Genomic DNA, 16,661 nt, shown 5'->3' with positions numbered 1-16,661 from the left:
GCCGCCGCGGCCGTGCCGCCCGCCGTCCTCACGCACCAGAACGCTCCTGGTGGGCCAAGGTCACGCCCACCGCGACGGAGGCCGAGGCGACCAGCCCGGCCCACAGCACCGCCTGCGCGCCGGTCCACGCGCAGGCGAGGATCGCCAGCGCCGTGAGCGGCAGCACCAGCTGCTGAGCCGCGCCCCGCTTGAAGTGGCGGGAGTGCAGGAGCCAGACGAAGGCGAGGAAGAGCGCCGCCGGAACGCACACCGTGAGATTCGCGGACAGGGCCGAGACGTGGGCCTTGCCGACCGCGTGCTCGATCGCCACCTCGAGGCCGGCGCCGACGGCGGCGGCCGACGCGAAGATCACGTAGTGCCCGTACCCCCACGGGATGGCCTCGCGGTTGCCCCGCAGCCGGTCGTGCGCGGGGACGGCGAAGTAGATCCACCAGGCCGCGAAGACCAGCAGCAGCCCGCCGCCGGCGATCGGCAGCAGCTCGCCCAGCGCCTCGTGCTCGTCGATCGCCGACTGGACCGCGACCGTGCTGGCGGCGATGGTCTCGCCGAGCACGATGATGGTGAACAGGCCGTACCGCTCGGCGATGTGGTGCGGATGCCAATGGGTCTGGTAGCTGCGCTCGGCGACGGCCGGAATCAGCAGCTCGACCAGCACCAGGATCAGGAACAGCCACCTGCGGGAGTGCTCGGGGGCCGCGAGCAGCGCCACCCAGCCGGCCTGGCAGACGAGCAGACCGATCGCGTACGTGAGCGCGGTGCGCCGGGCCGCCCCCTGCTCCCCTGCGGCGGCGCGCAGCCACTGCACGGTGAGCGCGAGCCGCATCACCACGTAGCCGAGGACGCAGATGGTCCAGTCGTTGTCGTTGAAGGCGCGCGGGATCCCCGCCGAGTAGATGAGCACACCGGTGATCTGCACGAGGGTCGCGATCCGGTACGGCACGTCGTCGACGTCGTAGGCGGAGGCGAACCACGTGAAGTTCATCCAGGCCCACCACACCCCGAAGAACACGAAGAGGTAGCCGGTGATGCCGGCGCCGACATGGCCTTCGGCGAGCGCGTGGACGAGCTGGCGGCCGGCCTGCGCCACGGCGACGACGAAGCAGAGGTCGAAGAACAGCTCCAGCGGGGTCGAGGCCCGGTGGCTCTCGCGGCGGCTGCGGGAGGTCATCCGTACGTACGTCATACCGCACAGGACAGCAGCCGTACGCCGGTCCGCAGGCGAGGCGCGCGGCCGGGGCCCCAGACCTGCGAACTGTGGGCGACGGGACCCTGTCCTTGTCGACCGCCCGACGTTCTCCTTTGATGCCGAGGGCCCGCCGGGACGGAGCCTGGACGGGTCAGGACCCTCAGGGGTCTTCTCAAACCCCCAGGACATGCCATGAGTTCCGCCAGGCAGGATCTGCGCACGCAGGCGGGCCGCCGAGCGCAGGCGCCCGATCCGGCGCGGTACCGCCCCGGCCGCACCATCACGCGCTGAACGTCATCCACTCCATGCACGACAAGTACGCGTACGAGCGCATCGAGATGGCGCTCCACGACCGCGACGTGCGGCGCACGATGGCCTTCGGCATCGCCGGTCTGTCGGTGGCCGCCGACTCCCTGGCCGCCATCAAGTACGCCAAGGTCGGCGTGGTCCGCGACGGGACCGGGCCGGCCGTCGACTACACCGTCGACGGCGAGTACCCGGCGTACGGGAACAACGACGACCGGGTCGACGACATCGCGGTCCGGCTGGTCGAGGCGCTCATGCGCAAGGTGCGCCGCCCCGCGATCTGCCGCGGCGCCGAGCACACGCAGTCCGTGCCGACGATCACCTCGAACGTGGTCAACTGCAAGAAGACCGGCAACCGAGGACGGCATCTCGCTGACCAGCACCGTCACCCCCGACGGCCTGGGTCGCACCCCCGAGGAGCGGATCAAGGACCTGGCGGGCGTCCTCGACGGGTACATGGACGGCGACGGCTTCCACATGAACGCCGACGTCCTGAACCGCGAGGTGCTGCGGGACGCCACGGAGCACCCGGAGAGCATGACCACCCGCAGCTGACCATCCGCGTCAGCGGCCACGCGGTGAACTTCGTCCGGCTGACGCGGGACCAGCGGCTCGACGTGCTGAACCGCACCTTCCACGGCTCGCTGTAGCCCGCACGACCGTGCGGTCCGGGGCCGGCCCTCATCCGGCTCCGGACCGCCCACCAAGGATCGCCGACCGAGATCGAGAAACGACGGACCACCGCTCAAGGGGTGCCTGCCATGACCATCCTGCTTCCCCTTCCTGGGACCTGTCGACGGGTGTCGACGGGTGTCGACGGGCCCGGGACCCGCTTCGTCACCTTCCTCTCCGGATGCCCGCTGACCTGCCTGTACTGCCACAACCCCGACACCTGGCGGATGCGGGCCGGCAAGCGCACCTCGGCCGCCGACGTCATCGCCGAGGCCCACAAGTACACGCGGTTCATCGCCGCCGCGGGCGGCGAACCGCTGCTCCAGCCCGTCTTCGCGGGCGAACTGCTGCACCGGATGAAGCACGAGCTCGGGCTGCACACCGCCCCGGACACCTTCGGGTTCCTCGGCGCACGGGCCACCGACGCGCTGCTGCGCGGTGCGGACCTGGTGCTCCTGGACATCAAGTCCTGGGACCACGGGACCTACCGGAAGGACCGGGCGGCCGCTGCAGCCGACGCTGGACTTCGCCCGGCGCCTCGCCGGCCTCGGCAAGGAGGTGCACCTGCGCTTCGTGCTGGTGCCGGGGCTGACCGACGCCCCGGGAGAACGTCGAGGGCGTCGCCGCCTTCGCCGCGGGTCCCGGCAACGTCTCGCGGGTCGACGTCCTGCCCTTCCACAAGCCGGGGGAGGGGAAGTGGCAGGCGCTCGGCAAGGAGTTCACGCTGCACGACACCCCGTCGCCCACGGCGGAGCAGATCGCGCGGGCCAGGGCGGTCTTCGAGCAGCGGGGGCTGGCGGCCGTCTGAGCCGCGGGGGCGGTGTGGGCCCGCCGGACCCTCACCCGTCCGGCCTACCCTCAATTACGTTATAACGGGCCCAATCGGTACAGACCACCTAGCGTGGTGCTGTGCCCGAGCCCTCAGAAGCCCTCGCCGCAGAGCCGCCGACGCCACCGCCCCCGTCCCTGCCTCCGCACCCGGCCTCACCGCCGCTGACGGGGACCCTCCCGCCGGCCGGGCCGTCCGTCACGGCACGGGCCACGCTCGCCGGGACGGTCGTCTCGATCCTGCTCATCGCCGCGATCGTGCTCGGCAGCCGGCTCCTGCGCGACTTCGACTCCGCGCTGCTCCCGTACGCCGTCGCCACCGTCTTCCTCGCCTTCGGGGTGGCCTACCGGTACACGGTCTGGGTCTCCGCGCCCGGCGCCCGGCGCCTGTTCAAGAAGGGCTTCGGCAGCTTCTTCTCCGCCGCCAACTTCCGCAAGGCCCCCACCGCCGTACCGCGGATGATCGCCACCTACCTCGGCTTCCAGAAGTTCCTCGGCGCCCGCTCCCGCTCCCGCTGGGCCGCCCACCAGCTGATCTTCTGGGGCTGCCTGCTGGCCGCGGCGATCACCTTCCCGCTCACCTGGGGCTGGTTCACCTTCACCTCGTCCACCGGCTCGGGACCCGGCTACGAGATGCGGATCTGGGGCTTCAAGATCCTCGGCTTCAACGCGCTGAACATCGTCGGCTGGCTGATGTTCCACGGCCTGGACATCGCCGCCGTGCTCGTCATCCCCGGGGCCTCGTACTACCTGTGGCGGCGGATGAAGGACCGCGGGGCCATCACCGGCCAGCGCTTCGCCTACGACCTGCTGCCGCTGATCTGCCTGATCGTGATCTCGGTGACCGGGCTGCTGCTGACCTTCTCCTCGATCTTCCTGCACGGCGGCGGGTACGAGTTCCTGGCGCTGATGCACATGGTGTCCGTGGTGTTCACCCTCATCTACATCCCGTTCGGGAAGTTCTTCCACATCGTCCAGCGGCCCGCTGCCGTCGGCATGCAGCTGTTCAAGTACACCGCCCGCCAGGACGAGCAGGTCTTCGCCTGCAAGCGCTGCGGCGAACCCGTCGACACCGCCCCGTACGTCGAGAACCTGCGCGGCACGATGCAGGACCTGAAGCTCGACTTCGACGCCTTCGTCGAATACTGCCCGCGCTGCAAGCGGGCGCTGTGCGGCAACGCCTACCTCGCGCAGGTCAAGAAGGGCTTCAAGTGACCGCGACGGACCCCGCCAAGGCGGCCACCCCGCCCCTCGACCCGTTGATCGCCCCGCCCGGCACGCGCAACTTCCGCGACGCGGGCGGCATCCCGGCCGACCAGTGGCACGCAGACCAGAACGGCGAGACCCTCGTCCCCACCCACTGCTGCTTCTGCGGGGTGCAGTGCGGGATGTACCTGCGGGTGGACCACGGCGGCAAGGTCTTCGGCGTGGAGCCCCGCAACCACGACATCAACCGGATGCGGCTGTGCCCCAAGGGCATCAACGCGTACCAGCAGGTCAACCACCCCGACCGGCTCACAAGTCCGCTGCTCCGCCGCTCCCGGGACGAGGAGTTGCGGGAGTGTTCCTGGGAGGAGGCCCTGGACTACACCGTCTCCGAGATCCGCCGCATCCAGGGCGCGTACGGGAACGACGCGTTCGGGCTGCTCGGCGGCGCCAGCCTGTTCTCCGAGAAGACGTACCTGGTCGGCAAGTTCGCCCGGGTCGCGCTGAAGACCAAGCACGTCGACTACAACGGCCGCCTGTGCATGGTCAGCGCCGCGGGCGCCAACAAGCTCGCCTTCGGCATCGACCGGGCCGGCAACCCCTTCTCCGACATCCTCCTCACGGACTGCCTGCTCATCGCCGGGTCGAACGTGGGGGAGTGCTTCCCCGTGATGACCCAGTACCTGTGGGGCGCGCGGGACCGGGGTGCCACGCTGATCGTGGTCGACCCGCGTGAGACGGCGATCGCCCGCACCGCCGACATCCACGTCGCGATCAAGCCCGGCACCGACTCGGCCTTCTTCAATGCCGTCCTGCACGTGGTGGTCGCCGAGGGTCTGACCGACGAGGCCTACCTCGCCGCCCACACCACCGGCTGGGACGAGGTCAAGGCGACCGTCGCCCAGTACCCGCCCGCCCGCTCGGCCGAGACCTGCGGGGTCCCCGCCGAGCAGATCGTCCAGGTCGCGCGTGTCTTCGCCGGCGCGGGCAAGGCCATGGCCTGGCACGCCCGCGGCATCGAACACCACTCCCAGGGCGTCGAGAACTGCCTCTCCGTCATCAACCTGTGCGTCGCCACCGGCCACATCGGCAAGCCCGGCGCCGGCTACGGCACCATCACCGGCCAGGGCAACGGCCAGGGCGGCCGGGAGCACGGCCAGAAGTCCGACCTCCTCCCCGGTGGCCGCTCCATCACCAACCCGGAACACCGGGCGCAGATCTGCCGCATCTGGGGCATCGAGGAATCCGAACTCCCCGGCGCCGGCACCTCCATGATGGAGATGGTCTGGCAGATGCAGCGGAGGGAGATCCGCGGCCTCATCGGCATCTGCAACAACCCCTTTGTCTCCCTTCCCAACTACGCGGTGGTCAAGGACGGCTACGACACCGCGGAGTTCCACGCCCAGTTCGACTTCTTCCTCTCCGAGACCGCGGCCAACGCCCACGTCGTCTTCCCCGTCACCACCTGGGCCGAGGACGAGGGCGTGATGGCCAACGCCGAGGCCCGCGTGGTCAAGCACAACAAGGCCCAGGAGCCCCCTGCCGGGGTGCGCACCGACACCTGGGTCATCTGCGAGCTGGCCCGAAGGCTCGGCGCCGGGCAGCACTTCGAGTTCCCCGGTTCCCGCGAGGTGTTCGAGGAGCTGCGGATCGCCTCCGCGGGCACGGTCAACGACTACTACGGCATCACCTACGACCGGCTGGAGGAGACCGGCGGGATCGCCTGGCCCTGCCCGTCCACCGAGCACCCGGGCACACCCCGGCTGTTCGAGGACGGCCGGACCTACCACCCCGACGGAAGGGTCCACCTCCAGGTCGTGGAGTGGCATCCGCCCATGGACGCCTACACCGACGAGTTCCCCCTCTCGCTCACCACCGGCCGCACCGTCGCGCACTTCCTCTCCGGCAACCAGACCCGCCGCCTGGGCGCCCTGGTCGAGCAGACCCCGCGCCCCTGGGTCGAGGTCCACCCCTCGCACGGCTTCCGCAACGGCGCCCCGGTCCGGGTGGTCACCCGCCGCGGCAGCGAGGTCTTCCCGGCCCTGGTCACCGAGGCCATCCGCCCCGACACGGTCTTCATCCCGTACCACTGGCCCGTCCCGACGGCCGCGAACGCCCTGACCATCGACGCCCTCGACCCCCGCTCGAAGATCCCCGAGTACAAGGTCTGCGCCGCCCGGATCGAGGCCGCCGAGCGGGTCGACGAGGTGCCCGCGCCGCCCACGGCCCCGGGCCACGAGGCGTACCCGGAGACCCAGGCCTCCCGCACCGACCGCCTGCCTCCCACGTCCCCGCAGGGCCGTGGCACGGCGGAGAGGAGCTGACCCCGCCATGATGGGCCGCACGATCTTCATCGACCCGGGGCGCTGCATCGGCTGCCAGGCCTGCGTCTCCGCCTGCCGCGAATGCGATTCCCACCGCGGCAAGTCGATGATCCACCTGGACTACACCGACCCCGGCATGTCCGTCGCCTCCCTTCCGACCGTCTGCATGCACTGCGAGGACCCGGTCGCGCCCTGCGCCCAGGTCTGCCCCGCCGACGCGATCCTGGTGACCGCCGACGGTGTGGTCCAACAGGCCGACACCACCCGCTGCATCGGCTGCGCCAACTGCGTCAACGCCTGCCCCTTCGGAGTCCCGAAGATCGACCTCCAGGCGAAGCTCCAGATGAAGTGCAACCTCTGCTACGACCGCACCGCCTACGGGCTGGCACCGATGTGCGCCACCGTCTGCCCGACCGGTGCCCTCTTCTACGGAACCCTCGAAGAGCTCCAGGCCGAGCGCCCCGGCGTCCAGGTCGCCGACTCCTTCGCCTTCGGCGACGTCATGGTCAGCACCGGCGTCGCGATGGTCGTCCCCGCCGACAAGGTCCAGTGGCCCGTCCCCGGCGGCCTGCCCGTCGTCGAGATCAACGGAGTGGATGTGCGATGAGCCTCACCGAACCGCCCCCGCCCGCCACGGGAGCGGAACTTGCGGGAGAGGACGCCGCCGAACGGCTGCGCGACCGGATCAGCGCCGACTCCCTCACCACCCGCCGTGACTACCTGCGGATCGTGGCAACCGTCTCCGGCGGCCTCGCCATCGGCGGTGTGGGCGTCGCCTCCGGCATCCTGCACCGGCACGGCGACAGCGAGAGCCTGCCCCGGGCCAAGAAGGTCGCCGACCAGATGGCGCCGGGCGAGTCCGTGGCCTTCCGCTTCCCCGGGGACGAGGACAGGGCCCGGCCGTACGGCTGTCGGACGGCTCCCTCGTCGGCTACTCCGCCGTCTGCACCCACCTGGCCTGCGCCGTGCTGTGGCGCGAGGACCGGGGCGCCGACGGGGAGCTGTACTGCCCCTGCCACGAGGGCGTCTTCGACGCCCGCACCGGCGAGGTCACCGCGGGCCCGCCGCCGCGTCCCCTCCCCAGGATCTTCCTGACCGAGGAGGTCGACGGCAGCGTCTGGGCCGTCGCGACCGCCCGGTCGGGAGAGCCGGCGAAGGAAGCCCTGTGCCGGCAGTTCGGCGAGTCCCGCCCCGAGACGGCCCGCAGGCTCGGCTGCGCCGGGGCGGACCGCGCCACCGAGAGCGGGCGGACATGAGCGACGGCGCACTGCCTCCGCGCCCGGACTACCGACCGGGCAGCGCCCAGCCCCGGCTGAACCGGCCGGTGCGGGAGCGGTATCCGCAGATCCGCCCCACCAGCGGATACGGCGACCCGCGGATCCGGCACACGGGCCCCGGCCCCGGCGCCGGCTCCGAACAGGAGCCGGAGCGCTCCTCGAAGCTCAACGCCCGTCTGGCCTTGGCCCTCACGGTCGTGATCGGCCAGCTCTGGGGGCTGACGGTGACCGTCAACGAGTGGATGAAGGGCAACACCGGCACGGCCTGGTGGGGTGCGGGATTCCTGATCCTGTCCTTCCTCGCCGTGCTGGGGCTGTGGCTCCTCGACCCGAAGGACCGATGACCATGTCCATACCCACCCCCACTTCGTCCCCGGTGCGCTCGCACCGCCGAGAGACCTACAAGCCCGGTGCCACCATCGGTGACTGGCGGCCCGAGGACGAGGGCTTCTGGCAGTCCACCGGTCGCACCGTCGCCCAGCGCAACCTCTGGGTCTCGATCCCCGCGCTGATGCTCGGCTTCGTGGTCTGGCAGGTCTGGTCGGTCACCGTGGTCAAGCTGAACGACGTGGGTTTCGGCTTCTCGAAGTCGCAGCTGTTCTGGCTGACCGCCATCCCGGGCATCACCGGCGGCACCTTCCGGATCCTTTACACCTTCATCGGGCCGATCTTCGGCGAGCGGAAGTTCACCGCGTTCAGCACGATCATCCTGATCGTGCCCATGCTGTGGCTGGGCTCCGCGCTCCAGGACACCGGCACCCCGTACTGGGAGCTGGCGCTGATCGCGGCCGTCTGCGGGATCGGCGGCGCGAACTTCGCCTCCTCGATGGCGAACATCGGCTTCTTCTTCCCCAAGCGGGAGAAGGGCAGCGCCAACGGCCTCAACGGCGGCCTCGGCAACCTCGGCGTGAGCGTGGTCCAGCTGGTCGCCCCTCTGGTGGTCACCGCCGCCGTACTGGGCGCGCCCGCGGGCGGTCCACAGCACGACGCGAAGGAGAACACCGACATCTGGCTCCAGAACGGCGCGTTCCTCTGGGTGCCGCTGCTGGTGATCATGGCGCTGCTCGCCTGGTTCCTGATGAACGACCTCCGGGTGGCCGCGGCCCCCTTCAGCCAGCAGAAGGTCATCTTCAAGCGCAAGCACAACTGGCTGATGACCTGGCTCTACGTCGGCACCTTCGGGTCCTTCATCGGCTTCGCCGCGGGCCTGCCTCTGCTGATCAAGAACAATTTCGAGGTGCAGGGCTACCAGGCGACCACCTATGCCTGGATCGGTCCCTTCGTCGGCGCGCTCATGCGCTGGGCCGGCGGCTGGCTCTCCGACAAGATGGGCGGCGCCAGGGTCACCATGCTGTCGTTCGTCGGCATGGCCGCGTCCCTGGTCGTGGTGGTCTTCGCGCTGCCATCGGGTGGCGACCAGGGCAGCTTCTGGGCGTTCTTCGTCGGCTTCCTCGCCGCCTTCGCCTTCTCCGGGCTCGGCAACGGATCGACCTTCCGGCAGATCCCGGTGATCTTCCGGGACCAGCACATGCGGGAGGCCGAGGGCAAGGGGGCCGAGGCGCAGGCCGCGGCCCTGAAGCAGTCGGAGATGGAGGCGGGCGCCGTCACCGGCTTCTCCTCCGCCATCGCCGCCTACGGGTTCTTCTTCATCCCCGCGATGTTCGCGGCCATGGCCGTCACGAACGCGCTGTGGCTCTTCATCGGCTTCTACGCCACCTGCCTCGCCGTGTGCTGGTGGTTCTACGCCCGCCCGGGTGCCGAGGCCCCCAGCTGAACCCGCGCCGAGGTCAGGGCCGAAGCGGGATCGCGGGGCGGGGCGGGGGCGGCCGTACCCTGGAGGCATGAGCAGCGCCCCCGCCTCCGACCCGCAGCCCTCGCAGCCCGAGCCCCGGCCCGAGGCCGCCCCCGCGCCGCGCCCCAAGCGCCGGCTCGTCTTCGACGACCCGCTGGACCAGCAGTCCTCGGACGACACCGACCGCGGGTGGGGTGAGCGGCCGGCCTCCGCCGGGAGCGCGGCCGACCTGGCCCGCTTCCTCGACGAGAAGCCGCCGCACCACGTCTGACCTGCTAGTACCCCGAGCCGGGGTGACCGTACTGGCCGCCCTGGCCGCCGTACCCGCCCTGGCCGCCCTGCCCGTTCTGGCCGCGCTGGGCGATGAGCTCGTCCCGGATCTCCTTGAGGACCACCAGCTCGGTGATCTCCATCGTCTCCTGCACGCCCTCCTTGGCGCGGCGGCGCTGCTCCATCCTCGCCAGGTACTTCGACATCGGCAGCACCATCAGGAAGTAGACGACCGCGGCGGTGATCAGGAAGGTCAGCGCGGCGTTCAGCACCGAGCCCCAAAGGATGTTCACGCCGATGGCATCCCCCTTCGCGTCGATGCCGCAGGGGCCCTTCAGGCAGGACGTGTAGCCGTCCAGGCTCTTCGTGCCGATCGCGCCGACCAGCGGGCTGATGATCCCCTTCACCACCGAGTTCACGATGTTCGTGAACGCGGCGCCGATGACGACCGCCACCGCCAGGTCGACCACGTTGCCGCGCATCAGGAAGGCTTTGAAGCCTGCCAGCACGCCTTCCTTCTTCTTCTCGCTCACTACCGAGCCTCTCTTCGAATCCGCCGAACATGGAGCCAACGGTTCCGAAAGCTACGGCAGTCCGGGCCCGGCGTGTCCAATCGGGGCCGGACTTGTGGGGACGTGACTGCACGCCAGTCCGATTCGCCGCGGTCCGCCTCAACACAGTGTCACCGCCAGTCGCGCCACCGCGCCCGCCCCGACGAGGGCCCGCGCCGTGTCCCGGGGCACCGACAGGACGACCAGCGCCCCGGCGTCCCCAACACCCTTCTCCGGATCGGGCACTTCAGCCACGCGGGCGCCCGCGGCCACCACCCGTGGCGGACCCGCGCGCTCCGCCGCGACCACGTCCACCCGGTCCCCGGGCCGCAACAGCCGCACCGTCGCCGCGTCCGCGATGCGCACCGGCGCCGACACCCACCACACCGCAGCCGGCGGGGACTTCACCTCCGGGGGCGCGGCGCCCCGCGAAGCCTGGGCCGCCTCCGTCCCGCCCACCACCGCCAGCGCGGCCGCCAGGACGGCCAGGCCGCCCGACGCGGCACGCCGCCGTCGCCGGACGGCCCGGCGCAACCGGTCTCCGCCCCGGCCGACGCGGAGCGGGGGAAAGGACGGGACCGGGCGCGCGGGGGGACACGTGGAAGGGGTGGAAGGGGAGGAGAAACACGAGGACTTGGACATGACGGCCACCACCGGTGAATCGGATTCCGACGCCCGGACCCAGCGCCCGGACACCCCTCACGATCCGCCGTCCCGCGAAATCCCGCTCACGCCTGTGGACAGTCCCCACCCTGTGGACAACCCCGTCACCCACACGAGTGGGCGGCCCGCGTCACCGCCCGGCCCACCACCGCGTGCGACGCCCCGGCGGCGAAGGCGGCCTGCGCCGTCCCGGCCCGGGATCCGTGCTCGCCCGCGCTCCCGCCCGCCAGGGTCACGCCCCGCGTCACGATCAGCGCCCGCGGCCCGGGGAACTCCCGGGCCGCGTCCACCGCCGCGGCCATGATCCCCGTACCGCCCATGGCGTGCACGGTCACCATGGACGCACCCAGGGCGCCCGCAGCGCGTACCGCGCCCGCCACGGAATGCGGGATCTCGAAGAGCTTCAGGTCCGGGAACACCTCGTGCCCGCGCCCGACGAGCTCCTCGACGAGGACGCGCGGTGCGGTCCCGTACCCGTCACCGGCGTCAGAGTGCCGTCGGAGTCCTCGTGGCGGCGAACTCCACCACCGCGTTCCCAAGTCGTTCGAGGAAGCCGCGCAGGCCGTCCGCGACCAGGTCGAACCCGCTGTCCGCGGACGCGGTCCGCGAGCGGTACACGCTGCCGTCGGCGCCGGCGGCGTACAGGATTCCGCCCCCGTCGCTCGCGAAGACGAAGCCGTCACCGACGGCGTCACCCGCGGCGTCGAGCTCCACGCGGTCGCCGAGGGCCCCGCCCGACGGGTGGATGAAGAAGGCGTTGCCGATGTCCGACAGCACCACCTCGTCGATCACGCCGTAGAACGTCAGCAGATCGTCGGGCAGTCCGGGGTGTGCCCGTGAGCCGTCGCGGCCGGGGGCGGCCGGGACGACCTCGTTCTGACCGGGCGGGAACGGGTAGTAGGTGTCGAAGGCCGCGAGGACGGCGTCCACCTGCGCCGTGAGGTCCGCGGCCCAGGCCTTGACCCAGGCCGCGTCGAGGGCGTCCACGCTCACGGCAGTTCGATGCCCAGGTCCCAGCCGTCGTGGGCGTGGGTGCACAGGCAGGCGCGGGAATCCGTGGCGGGGAGGGCCGAGACCGCGTCGAAGAGGACCTCGCGCAGGCGGCCGACGTTCTCGCCGAACACCTTCAGGACCTCCGTGTGGGACACGCCCTCACCCGTCTCCGCGCCCGCGTCCAGGTCCGTGACCAGTGCCATCGAGGTGTAGCAGAGCCCCAGCTCGCGGGCGAGGACCGCCTCCGGGTGGCCCGTCATGCCGACGACCGACCAGCCCATCGCCGCGTGCCACTTCGACTCGGCGCGGGTCGAGAAGCGGGGTCCCTCGACGACGACCATCGTGCCGCCGTCCACCGGCTCCCACTCCCGGCCCCGCGCCGCCGCCAGTGCGACCGAGCGGCCCACCGGGCAGTACGGGTCGGCGAAGGTGGTGTGCACGACGTTCGGCACCGTTCCGTCGGGCAGCGGCTCCCCGTCGAAGAAGGTCTGGGCGCGGGACTTCGTACGGTCGACCAGCTGGTCGGGAACGAGCAACGTGCCCGGACCGTACTCGGTGCGCAGGCCGCCGACCGCGCACGGGCCGAGCACCTGGCGCACGCCCACCGAGCGCAGCGCCCACAGGTTGGCCCGGTAGTTGATCTTGTGGGGCGGGACCTTGTGGCTGCGGCCGTGGCGGGGGAGGAAGGCGACCTGGCGCCCGGCCAGCTCGCCGAGGAAGAGGGAGTCGCTCGGGGGCCCGTACGGGGTGTCCACCCGGACCTCGGAGACGTCGTCCAGGAAGGAGTAGAAGCCCGAGCCGCCGATGACACCGATCTCTGCGTTAGCCATGCCGCCACCCTAACCGGGCATGCGCAAGGCCCCGCCGCCCGGAAGGGCGGCGGGGCCTTACGAAGATCGGACGAGGCCGGGGATCAGGCAGCCGACGTGGAGCCGGTGCTCGTGCTCGACGTCGAGGACGACGAAGAAGCGGCCGGAGCGGCGGCGGGGGTCGACGGCTTCGAGGCGGCAGGGGTGCTGCTCGACGAAGCGCCACGGCTGTCGTTCCGGTAGAAACCGGAACCCTTGAAGACGATGCCGACCGCGGAGAACACCTTCTTCAGGCGTCCGTGGCAGTTCGGGCACTCGGTCAGTGCGTCATCGGTGAACTTCTGCACGGCCTCAAGGCCCTCACCGCACTCGGTGCACTGGTACTGGTAGGTCGGCACGAATTTCCTCCTGGCACTCTGACTCGATGAGTGCTAACGACGTTCCATGGTGACGTATTCCGGCCGATCAGTCCACCGTCACCGGCACGCGGTGACCGACACCACGCTCGTTCACCCGCGAAGCAGGGGCCTCGGGAGCAACGGTGGCAGACGATCCCGCCGACGAGTTGATGATCCGGCTCGGGGCCTTCGGGGCCAGGCTCGAGCGCAGCGCGAGCAGGGTCGCCAGCGCCAGCACGGTGCCCGCCATCGGCACCAGGAAGCCGTACGAGGACCCGTGCGCGTCCGTCAGGCGGCCGGCCAGGGTCACGGCGGTGGCCTGACCGAAGGCGACGGCGCCGGTCAGCCAGGTGAAGGCCTCGGTCCGGGCGTTCGCCGGGATCAGGGACTCGATCATCGTGTAGCCGGTGATCAGGGCCGGGGCGATGCACAGGCCGACGACCAGGCCGAGCGCGCCCAGCAGGATCATCGAGTGCGCGGTCCACAGGACCGAGGCGGCCACGGTGAGGCCGGCGTAGCCGAGCAGCAGCCGACGGCGCGGGCCGATCTTCCAGGCGATGGCGCCGCAGGCGATGCCCGCGGTCATGTTGCCGGCCGCGAAGACGCCGTACAGCAGGCCGTTGGCGCCCGGGTTGCCGATCTCGTCGGAGAAGGCGGCCAGCGACACCTGCATGCCGCCGAAGACGGCGCCGATGCCGAGGAAGGCCACGATCAGGACGCGCAGGCCCGGGAAGGACAGCGCGGAGGCGCGCTTCTCGCCGTCGGCCGCGACGGCGTGCGGCTGGGGCTGGGTGGCACGCTGGGCGGCGAAGACCAGACCGCCGGCCAGCGTCAGCGCGGCCTCGGTGATCAGGCCGGCGGCCGGGTGGACGCCGGTGCACAGCGCGGTGGCCAGCACCGGGCCGACGACGAAGGTGAACTCGTCGGTGACGGACTCGAACGCGGCGGCCGTCGGCAGCAGCGGCGAACCCTCCAGCTTGGCGGCCCAGCGGGCCCGGACCATCGGTCCGACCTGCGGGACGGAGGCGCCGGCGGGGACGGCCGCGAGGGCCAGCGCCCACACGGGAGCGCCCAGCAGCGCGAGCGCCACCAGGGTGCTGACGGCCGCGGAGTGCATGAGGACGACGGGGACCAGGACGGCACTCTGGCCGCGGCGGTCGGTGAGCTTGCCCATCACCGGGGCGGACAGCGCCATCGAGACGCCGGTGACGGCGGCGACGATGCCGGCGCTGCCGTAGGAACCGCTGGTGTGCTGGACGAGCAGCAGGATGCTGATGGTCAGCATCCCGAAGGGGAGCCGGGCGGCGAATCCCGGGAGGACGAAGCCGATGGCGCCGGGCGTGCGCAGGAGCTGCCCGTAACCGGGGCGTGCGGACTTGTCGGTCGTGACCGCGGATGTCACGGCCTGGCCTTTCCGCTGCCTGGTAGAGCGTCCCCGTCTGCGGACGGTGTGCCGCCTTGTGAGCGACCGCACCCGTACATGTGGGAGCCCCGAGAGCTGTCCTCTTGCGCAGAACCGAGTGATACCTGGGCCCACTGCGGGAGGGAGCCACGGCCGCTTTGCGGTCGCGCCAGCTCTGCGTCAGGCAGAGTTGGTTCGATGTGGTGTGCCTTAATCGTACAGGCAGACCTGTTGTGTGTCCTGTGATTCCGGCGACATGCGGTGTCTTCACCTGCGATTAACTGGAAGTTCGCATTCCGTGGCCCATGAAAGCGGGGTGAAACGGCCCGGAAACCCCGAAAACGTAGAATTAGAACGACACTCTAACGCTCTGTTGAAGTCAGGTCGGGCCGTGCCGGCCCCCGTCAGCCCCCGTTCGAGCCCGTACCCAGCCATCCGGCCAGCTTGCCGCCCCGCGCCACCGCCCGCAGCCGGGCCTCCGCCGCGTCCCGTACCGGATCCGTGGCCACCACGAGCAGCTCGTCCCCGCGCCGCAGCACCGTGGACGGCAGCGGTACGAAGCTCTTCGCGTCCCGGACCACCAGCGTGACCGAGGCCCCCGGCGGCAGCCGCAGCTCGCTCACTTCGACGCCGTGCATCCGCGAGGCCTCCGGAATGGCGAAGGACAGCAGGTGTCCGCGCAGCTTCTCCAGCGGGGCCGACTCGATCCCCAGGTCGGCGGCGCCGGCGTCGGAGTCGCCGAGCTCCAGCTTGCGCGCGAGCCAGGGCAGGGTCGGGCCCTGGACCAGGGTGTAGACGACGACCAGCACGAAGACGATGTTGAAGACGCGGTCGCTGCCCTCGATCCCGGTCACCATCGGGATGGTCGCCAGGATGATGGGCACGGCGCCGCGCAGCCCTGCCCACGACATGAGGGCCTGCTCCTGCCAGGGCAGCCGGAACGGCAGCAGGCTGACGAAGACCTCCAGCGGCCGCGCCACCATGGTCAGCACCAGCCCGATGATCACGGCCGGCCAGAAGTCCTGGGCCAGCTCATGAGGGGTGACCAGGAGCCCGAGCAGGACGAACATGCCGATCTGGGCGATCCAGCCGAGCCCGTCCGCGAACCCCCGGGTCGCCGGCCAGTGCGGGAGCTTCGCGTTGCCGAGGACCATGGCGGCCAGGTAGACGGCGAGGAAGCCGGATCCGTGCGCGATAGCGCCGGCCGCGTACGCCGACACCGCGATCGCCATCACGGCGATCGGGTAGAGGCCGGAGGCGGGCAGGGCCACGTGCCGCAGGCCGTACGCCCCCAGGAAGCCCACGGACAGGCCGATCGCGACGCCGATCAGCAGCTCGAGGGCGATCTTGCCGATCAGGACGTACCACTGGTCCACGGGGCCGACGGTCGCGAAGGCGACGACCAGGATGACGACGGGGGCGTCGTTGAAGCCCGACTCGGCCTCCAGCACACCCGTGATCCGGGAGGGCAGCGGGACCTTGCGCAGGACGGAGAAGACGGCCGCGGCGTCGGTCGAGGAGACGACGGCGCCGATCAGCAGGGCCTGCCGCCAGTCCAGCCCGACCAGGTAGTGCGCGCCCGCGGCCGTGACGCCGACGCTGATCGCGACGCCGACCAGCGACAGGACGATCGCGGCCGGCAGGGCCGGTTTGATCTGTTTCCACTTGGTGCCCAGACCACCCTCGGCGAGGATCACGACGAGCGCGGCGTAGCCGATGACCTGTGTCAGCTCGGCATTGTCGAATACGACGTTGCCTATGCCGTCCTGGCCTATCGCTATGCCTATGCCGAGGTAGATGAGCAGGCTGGGGAGGCCGCTGCGTGAAGAGATGCGTACCGCCGCGACGGCGACGAGCAGCACGAGCGAGCAGACCAGCAGGAGCTCATTGAGCGTGTGGACGGTCAGCGGGCGGCCCTTTCCTCAAGTCGCCCGGCGGAACGTTCCTCCAGGCGACAAGTCCGGCAAGATCGGCAGGTACTTCG

15 protein-coding genes and 3 pseudogenes are annotated in these 16,661 nt (G+C 71.1%); 9 read left to right on the top strand and 9 right to left on the bottom strand.

The window, feature by feature from the left end; genetic code table 11:
- Nucleotides 1-28 precede the first annotated feature (28 nt).
- Nucleotides 29-1,183 carry a low temperature requirement protein A gene (locus ACFXGI_RS30895; protein WP_384713722.1) on the bottom strand — a complete coding sequence of 385 codons (1,155 nt, stop codon included), beginning with the start codon at nt 1,181-1,183 and terminating at the stop codon, nt 29-31.
- Nucleotides 1,184-1,467: 284 nt separating this feature from the next.
- On the opposite strand from ACFXGI_RS30895, the pseudogene ACFXGI_RS30890 reads away from it, so the two are divergent.
- The 9 genes and pseudogenes from ACFXGI_RS30890 to ACFXGI_RS30850 form a co-directional block, all read left to right on the top strand.
- A pseudogene (locus ACFXGI_RS30890) lies at nt 1,468-2,142 on the top strand (pyruvate formate lyase family protein); the annotation flags it as partial.
- Between the two features lie 111 nt (nt 2,143-2,253).
- Nucleotides 2,254-2,972 (top strand): annotated as a pseudogene (locus ACFXGI_RS30885) (radical SAM protein).
- Nucleotides 2,973-3,073: 101 nt separating this feature from the next.
- A complete protein-coding gene (locus tag ACFXGI_RS30880; protein WP_384713719.1) occupies nt 3,074-4,207 on the top strand; it encodes an MFS transporter in 1,134 nt (377 codons plus the stop codon).
- Nucleotides 4,204-6,522: a molybdopterin oxidoreductase family protein gene (locus tag ACFXGI_RS30875; protein ID WP_384713716.1), complete on the top strand. Its 2,319-nt coding sequence runs from the start codon at nt 4,204-4,206 to the stop codon at nt 6,520-6,522. Before ACFXGI_RS30880 ends, ACFXGI_RS30875 begins: the two co-directional genes overlap by 4 nt.
- A 7-nt stretch (nt 6,523-6,529) precedes the next feature.
- Nucleotides 6,530-7,129, top strand: a complete 600-nt coding sequence (locus tag ACFXGI_RS30870) for a 4Fe-4S dicluster domain-containing protein (RefSeq protein WP_384713713.1) — start codon at nt 6,530-6,532, stop codon at nt 7,127-7,129.
- Nucleotides 7,126-7,778 (top strand): annotated as a pseudogene (locus ACFXGI_RS30865) (ubiquinol-cytochrome c reductase iron-sulfur subunit). Before ACFXGI_RS30870 ends, ACFXGI_RS30865 begins: the two are co-directional and overlap by 4 nt.
- Nucleotides 7,775-8,143, top strand: a complete 369-nt coding sequence (locus tag ACFXGI_RS30860) for a hypothetical protein (RefSeq protein WP_384713710.1) — start codon at nt 7,775-7,777, stop codon at nt 8,141-8,143. Before ACFXGI_RS30865 ends, ACFXGI_RS30860 begins: the two are co-directional and overlap by 4 nt.
- A gap of 2 nt (nt 8,144-8,145) precedes the next feature.
- Nucleotides 8,146-9,573, top strand: coding sequence for a NarK family nitrate/nitrite MFS transporter (locus tag ACFXGI_RS30855; protein WP_384713707.1), 1,428 nt, complete (start codon nt 8,146-8,148; stop codon nt 9,571-9,573).
- A 67-nt stretch (nt 9,574-9,640) separates the two neighbouring features.
- On the top strand, nt 9,641-9,862 hold the full coding sequence (locus ACFXGI_RS30850; protein ID WP_384713704.1) for a hypothetical protein: 222 nt from the start codon (nt 9,641-9,643) through the stop codon (nt 9,860-9,862).
- Between the two features lie 4 nt (nt 9,863-9,866).
- Here the strand turns inward: ACFXGI_RS30850 and mscL are convergent, their stop codons facing one another.
- The 8 genes from mscL to ACFXGI_RS30810 form a co-directional block, all read right to left on the bottom strand.
- Nucleotides 9,867-10,394 (bottom strand): large conductance mechanosensitive channel protein MscL, encoded by a 528-nt coding sequence (mscL, locus tag ACFXGI_RS30845; RefSeq protein ID WP_384713701.1) that lies wholly within the window; start codon nt 10,392-10,394, stop codon nt 9,867-9,869.
- A 138-nt stretch (nt 10,395-10,532) separates the two neighbouring features.
- Nucleotides 10,533-10,946 (bottom strand): hypothetical protein, encoded by a 414-nt coding sequence (locus ACFXGI_RS30840; RefSeq protein ID WP_384713698.1) that lies wholly within the window; start codon nt 10,944-10,946, stop codon nt 10,533-10,535.
- Nucleotides 10,947-11,179: 233 nt separating this feature from the next.
- Nucleotides 11,180-11,614, bottom strand: coding sequence for an orotidine 5'-phosphate decarboxylase / HUMPS family protein (locus ACFXGI_RS30835; RefSeq protein ID WP_384713695.1), 435 nt, complete (start codon nt 11,612-11,614; stop codon nt 11,180-11,182).
- A complete protein-coding gene (locus tag ACFXGI_RS30830; RefSeq protein WP_384713692.1) occupies nt 11,562-12,068 on the bottom strand; it encodes a hypothetical protein in 507 nt (168 codons plus the stop codon). Before ACFXGI_RS30830 ends, ACFXGI_RS30835 begins: the two co-directional genes overlap by 53 nt.
- Nucleotides 12,065-12,898: an S-methyl-5'-thioadenosine phosphorylase gene (locus ACFXGI_RS30825; RefSeq protein ID WP_229338983.1), complete on the bottom strand. Its 834-nt coding sequence runs from the start codon at nt 12,896-12,898 to the stop codon at nt 12,065-12,067. Before ACFXGI_RS30825 ends, ACFXGI_RS30830 begins: the two co-directional genes overlap by 4 nt.
- Before the next feature lie 83 nt (nt 12,899-12,981).
- Entirely contained in the window at nt 12,982-13,275 is a 294-nt protein-coding gene (locus tag ACFXGI_RS30820) for an FmdB family zinc ribbon protein (protein WP_384713689.1), read from the bottom strand.
- 67 nt (nt 13,276-13,342) lie between these two features.
- Nucleotides 13,343-14,677, bottom strand: a complete 1,335-nt coding sequence (locus ACFXGI_RS30815; RefSeq protein ID WP_384713686.1) for an MFS transporter — start codon at nt 14,675-14,677, stop codon at nt 13,343-13,345.
- 404 nt (nt 14,678-15,081) lie between these two features.
- On the bottom strand, nt 15,082-16,539 hold the full coding sequence (locus ACFXGI_RS30810; RefSeq protein ID WP_384713683.1) for a potassium/proton antiporter: 1,458 nt from the start codon (nt 16,537-16,539) through the stop codon (nt 15,082-15,084).
- Nucleotides 16,540-16,661: the final 122 nt, after the last annotated feature.

It is taken from the genome of Streptomyces sp. NPDC059355, from assembly GCF_042752335.1.
Lineage (GTDB): Bacteria > Actinomycetota > Actinomycetes > Streptomycetales > Streptomycetaceae > Streptomyces.
This window is presented reverse-complemented; position numbering and strand designations above follow the sequence as displayed.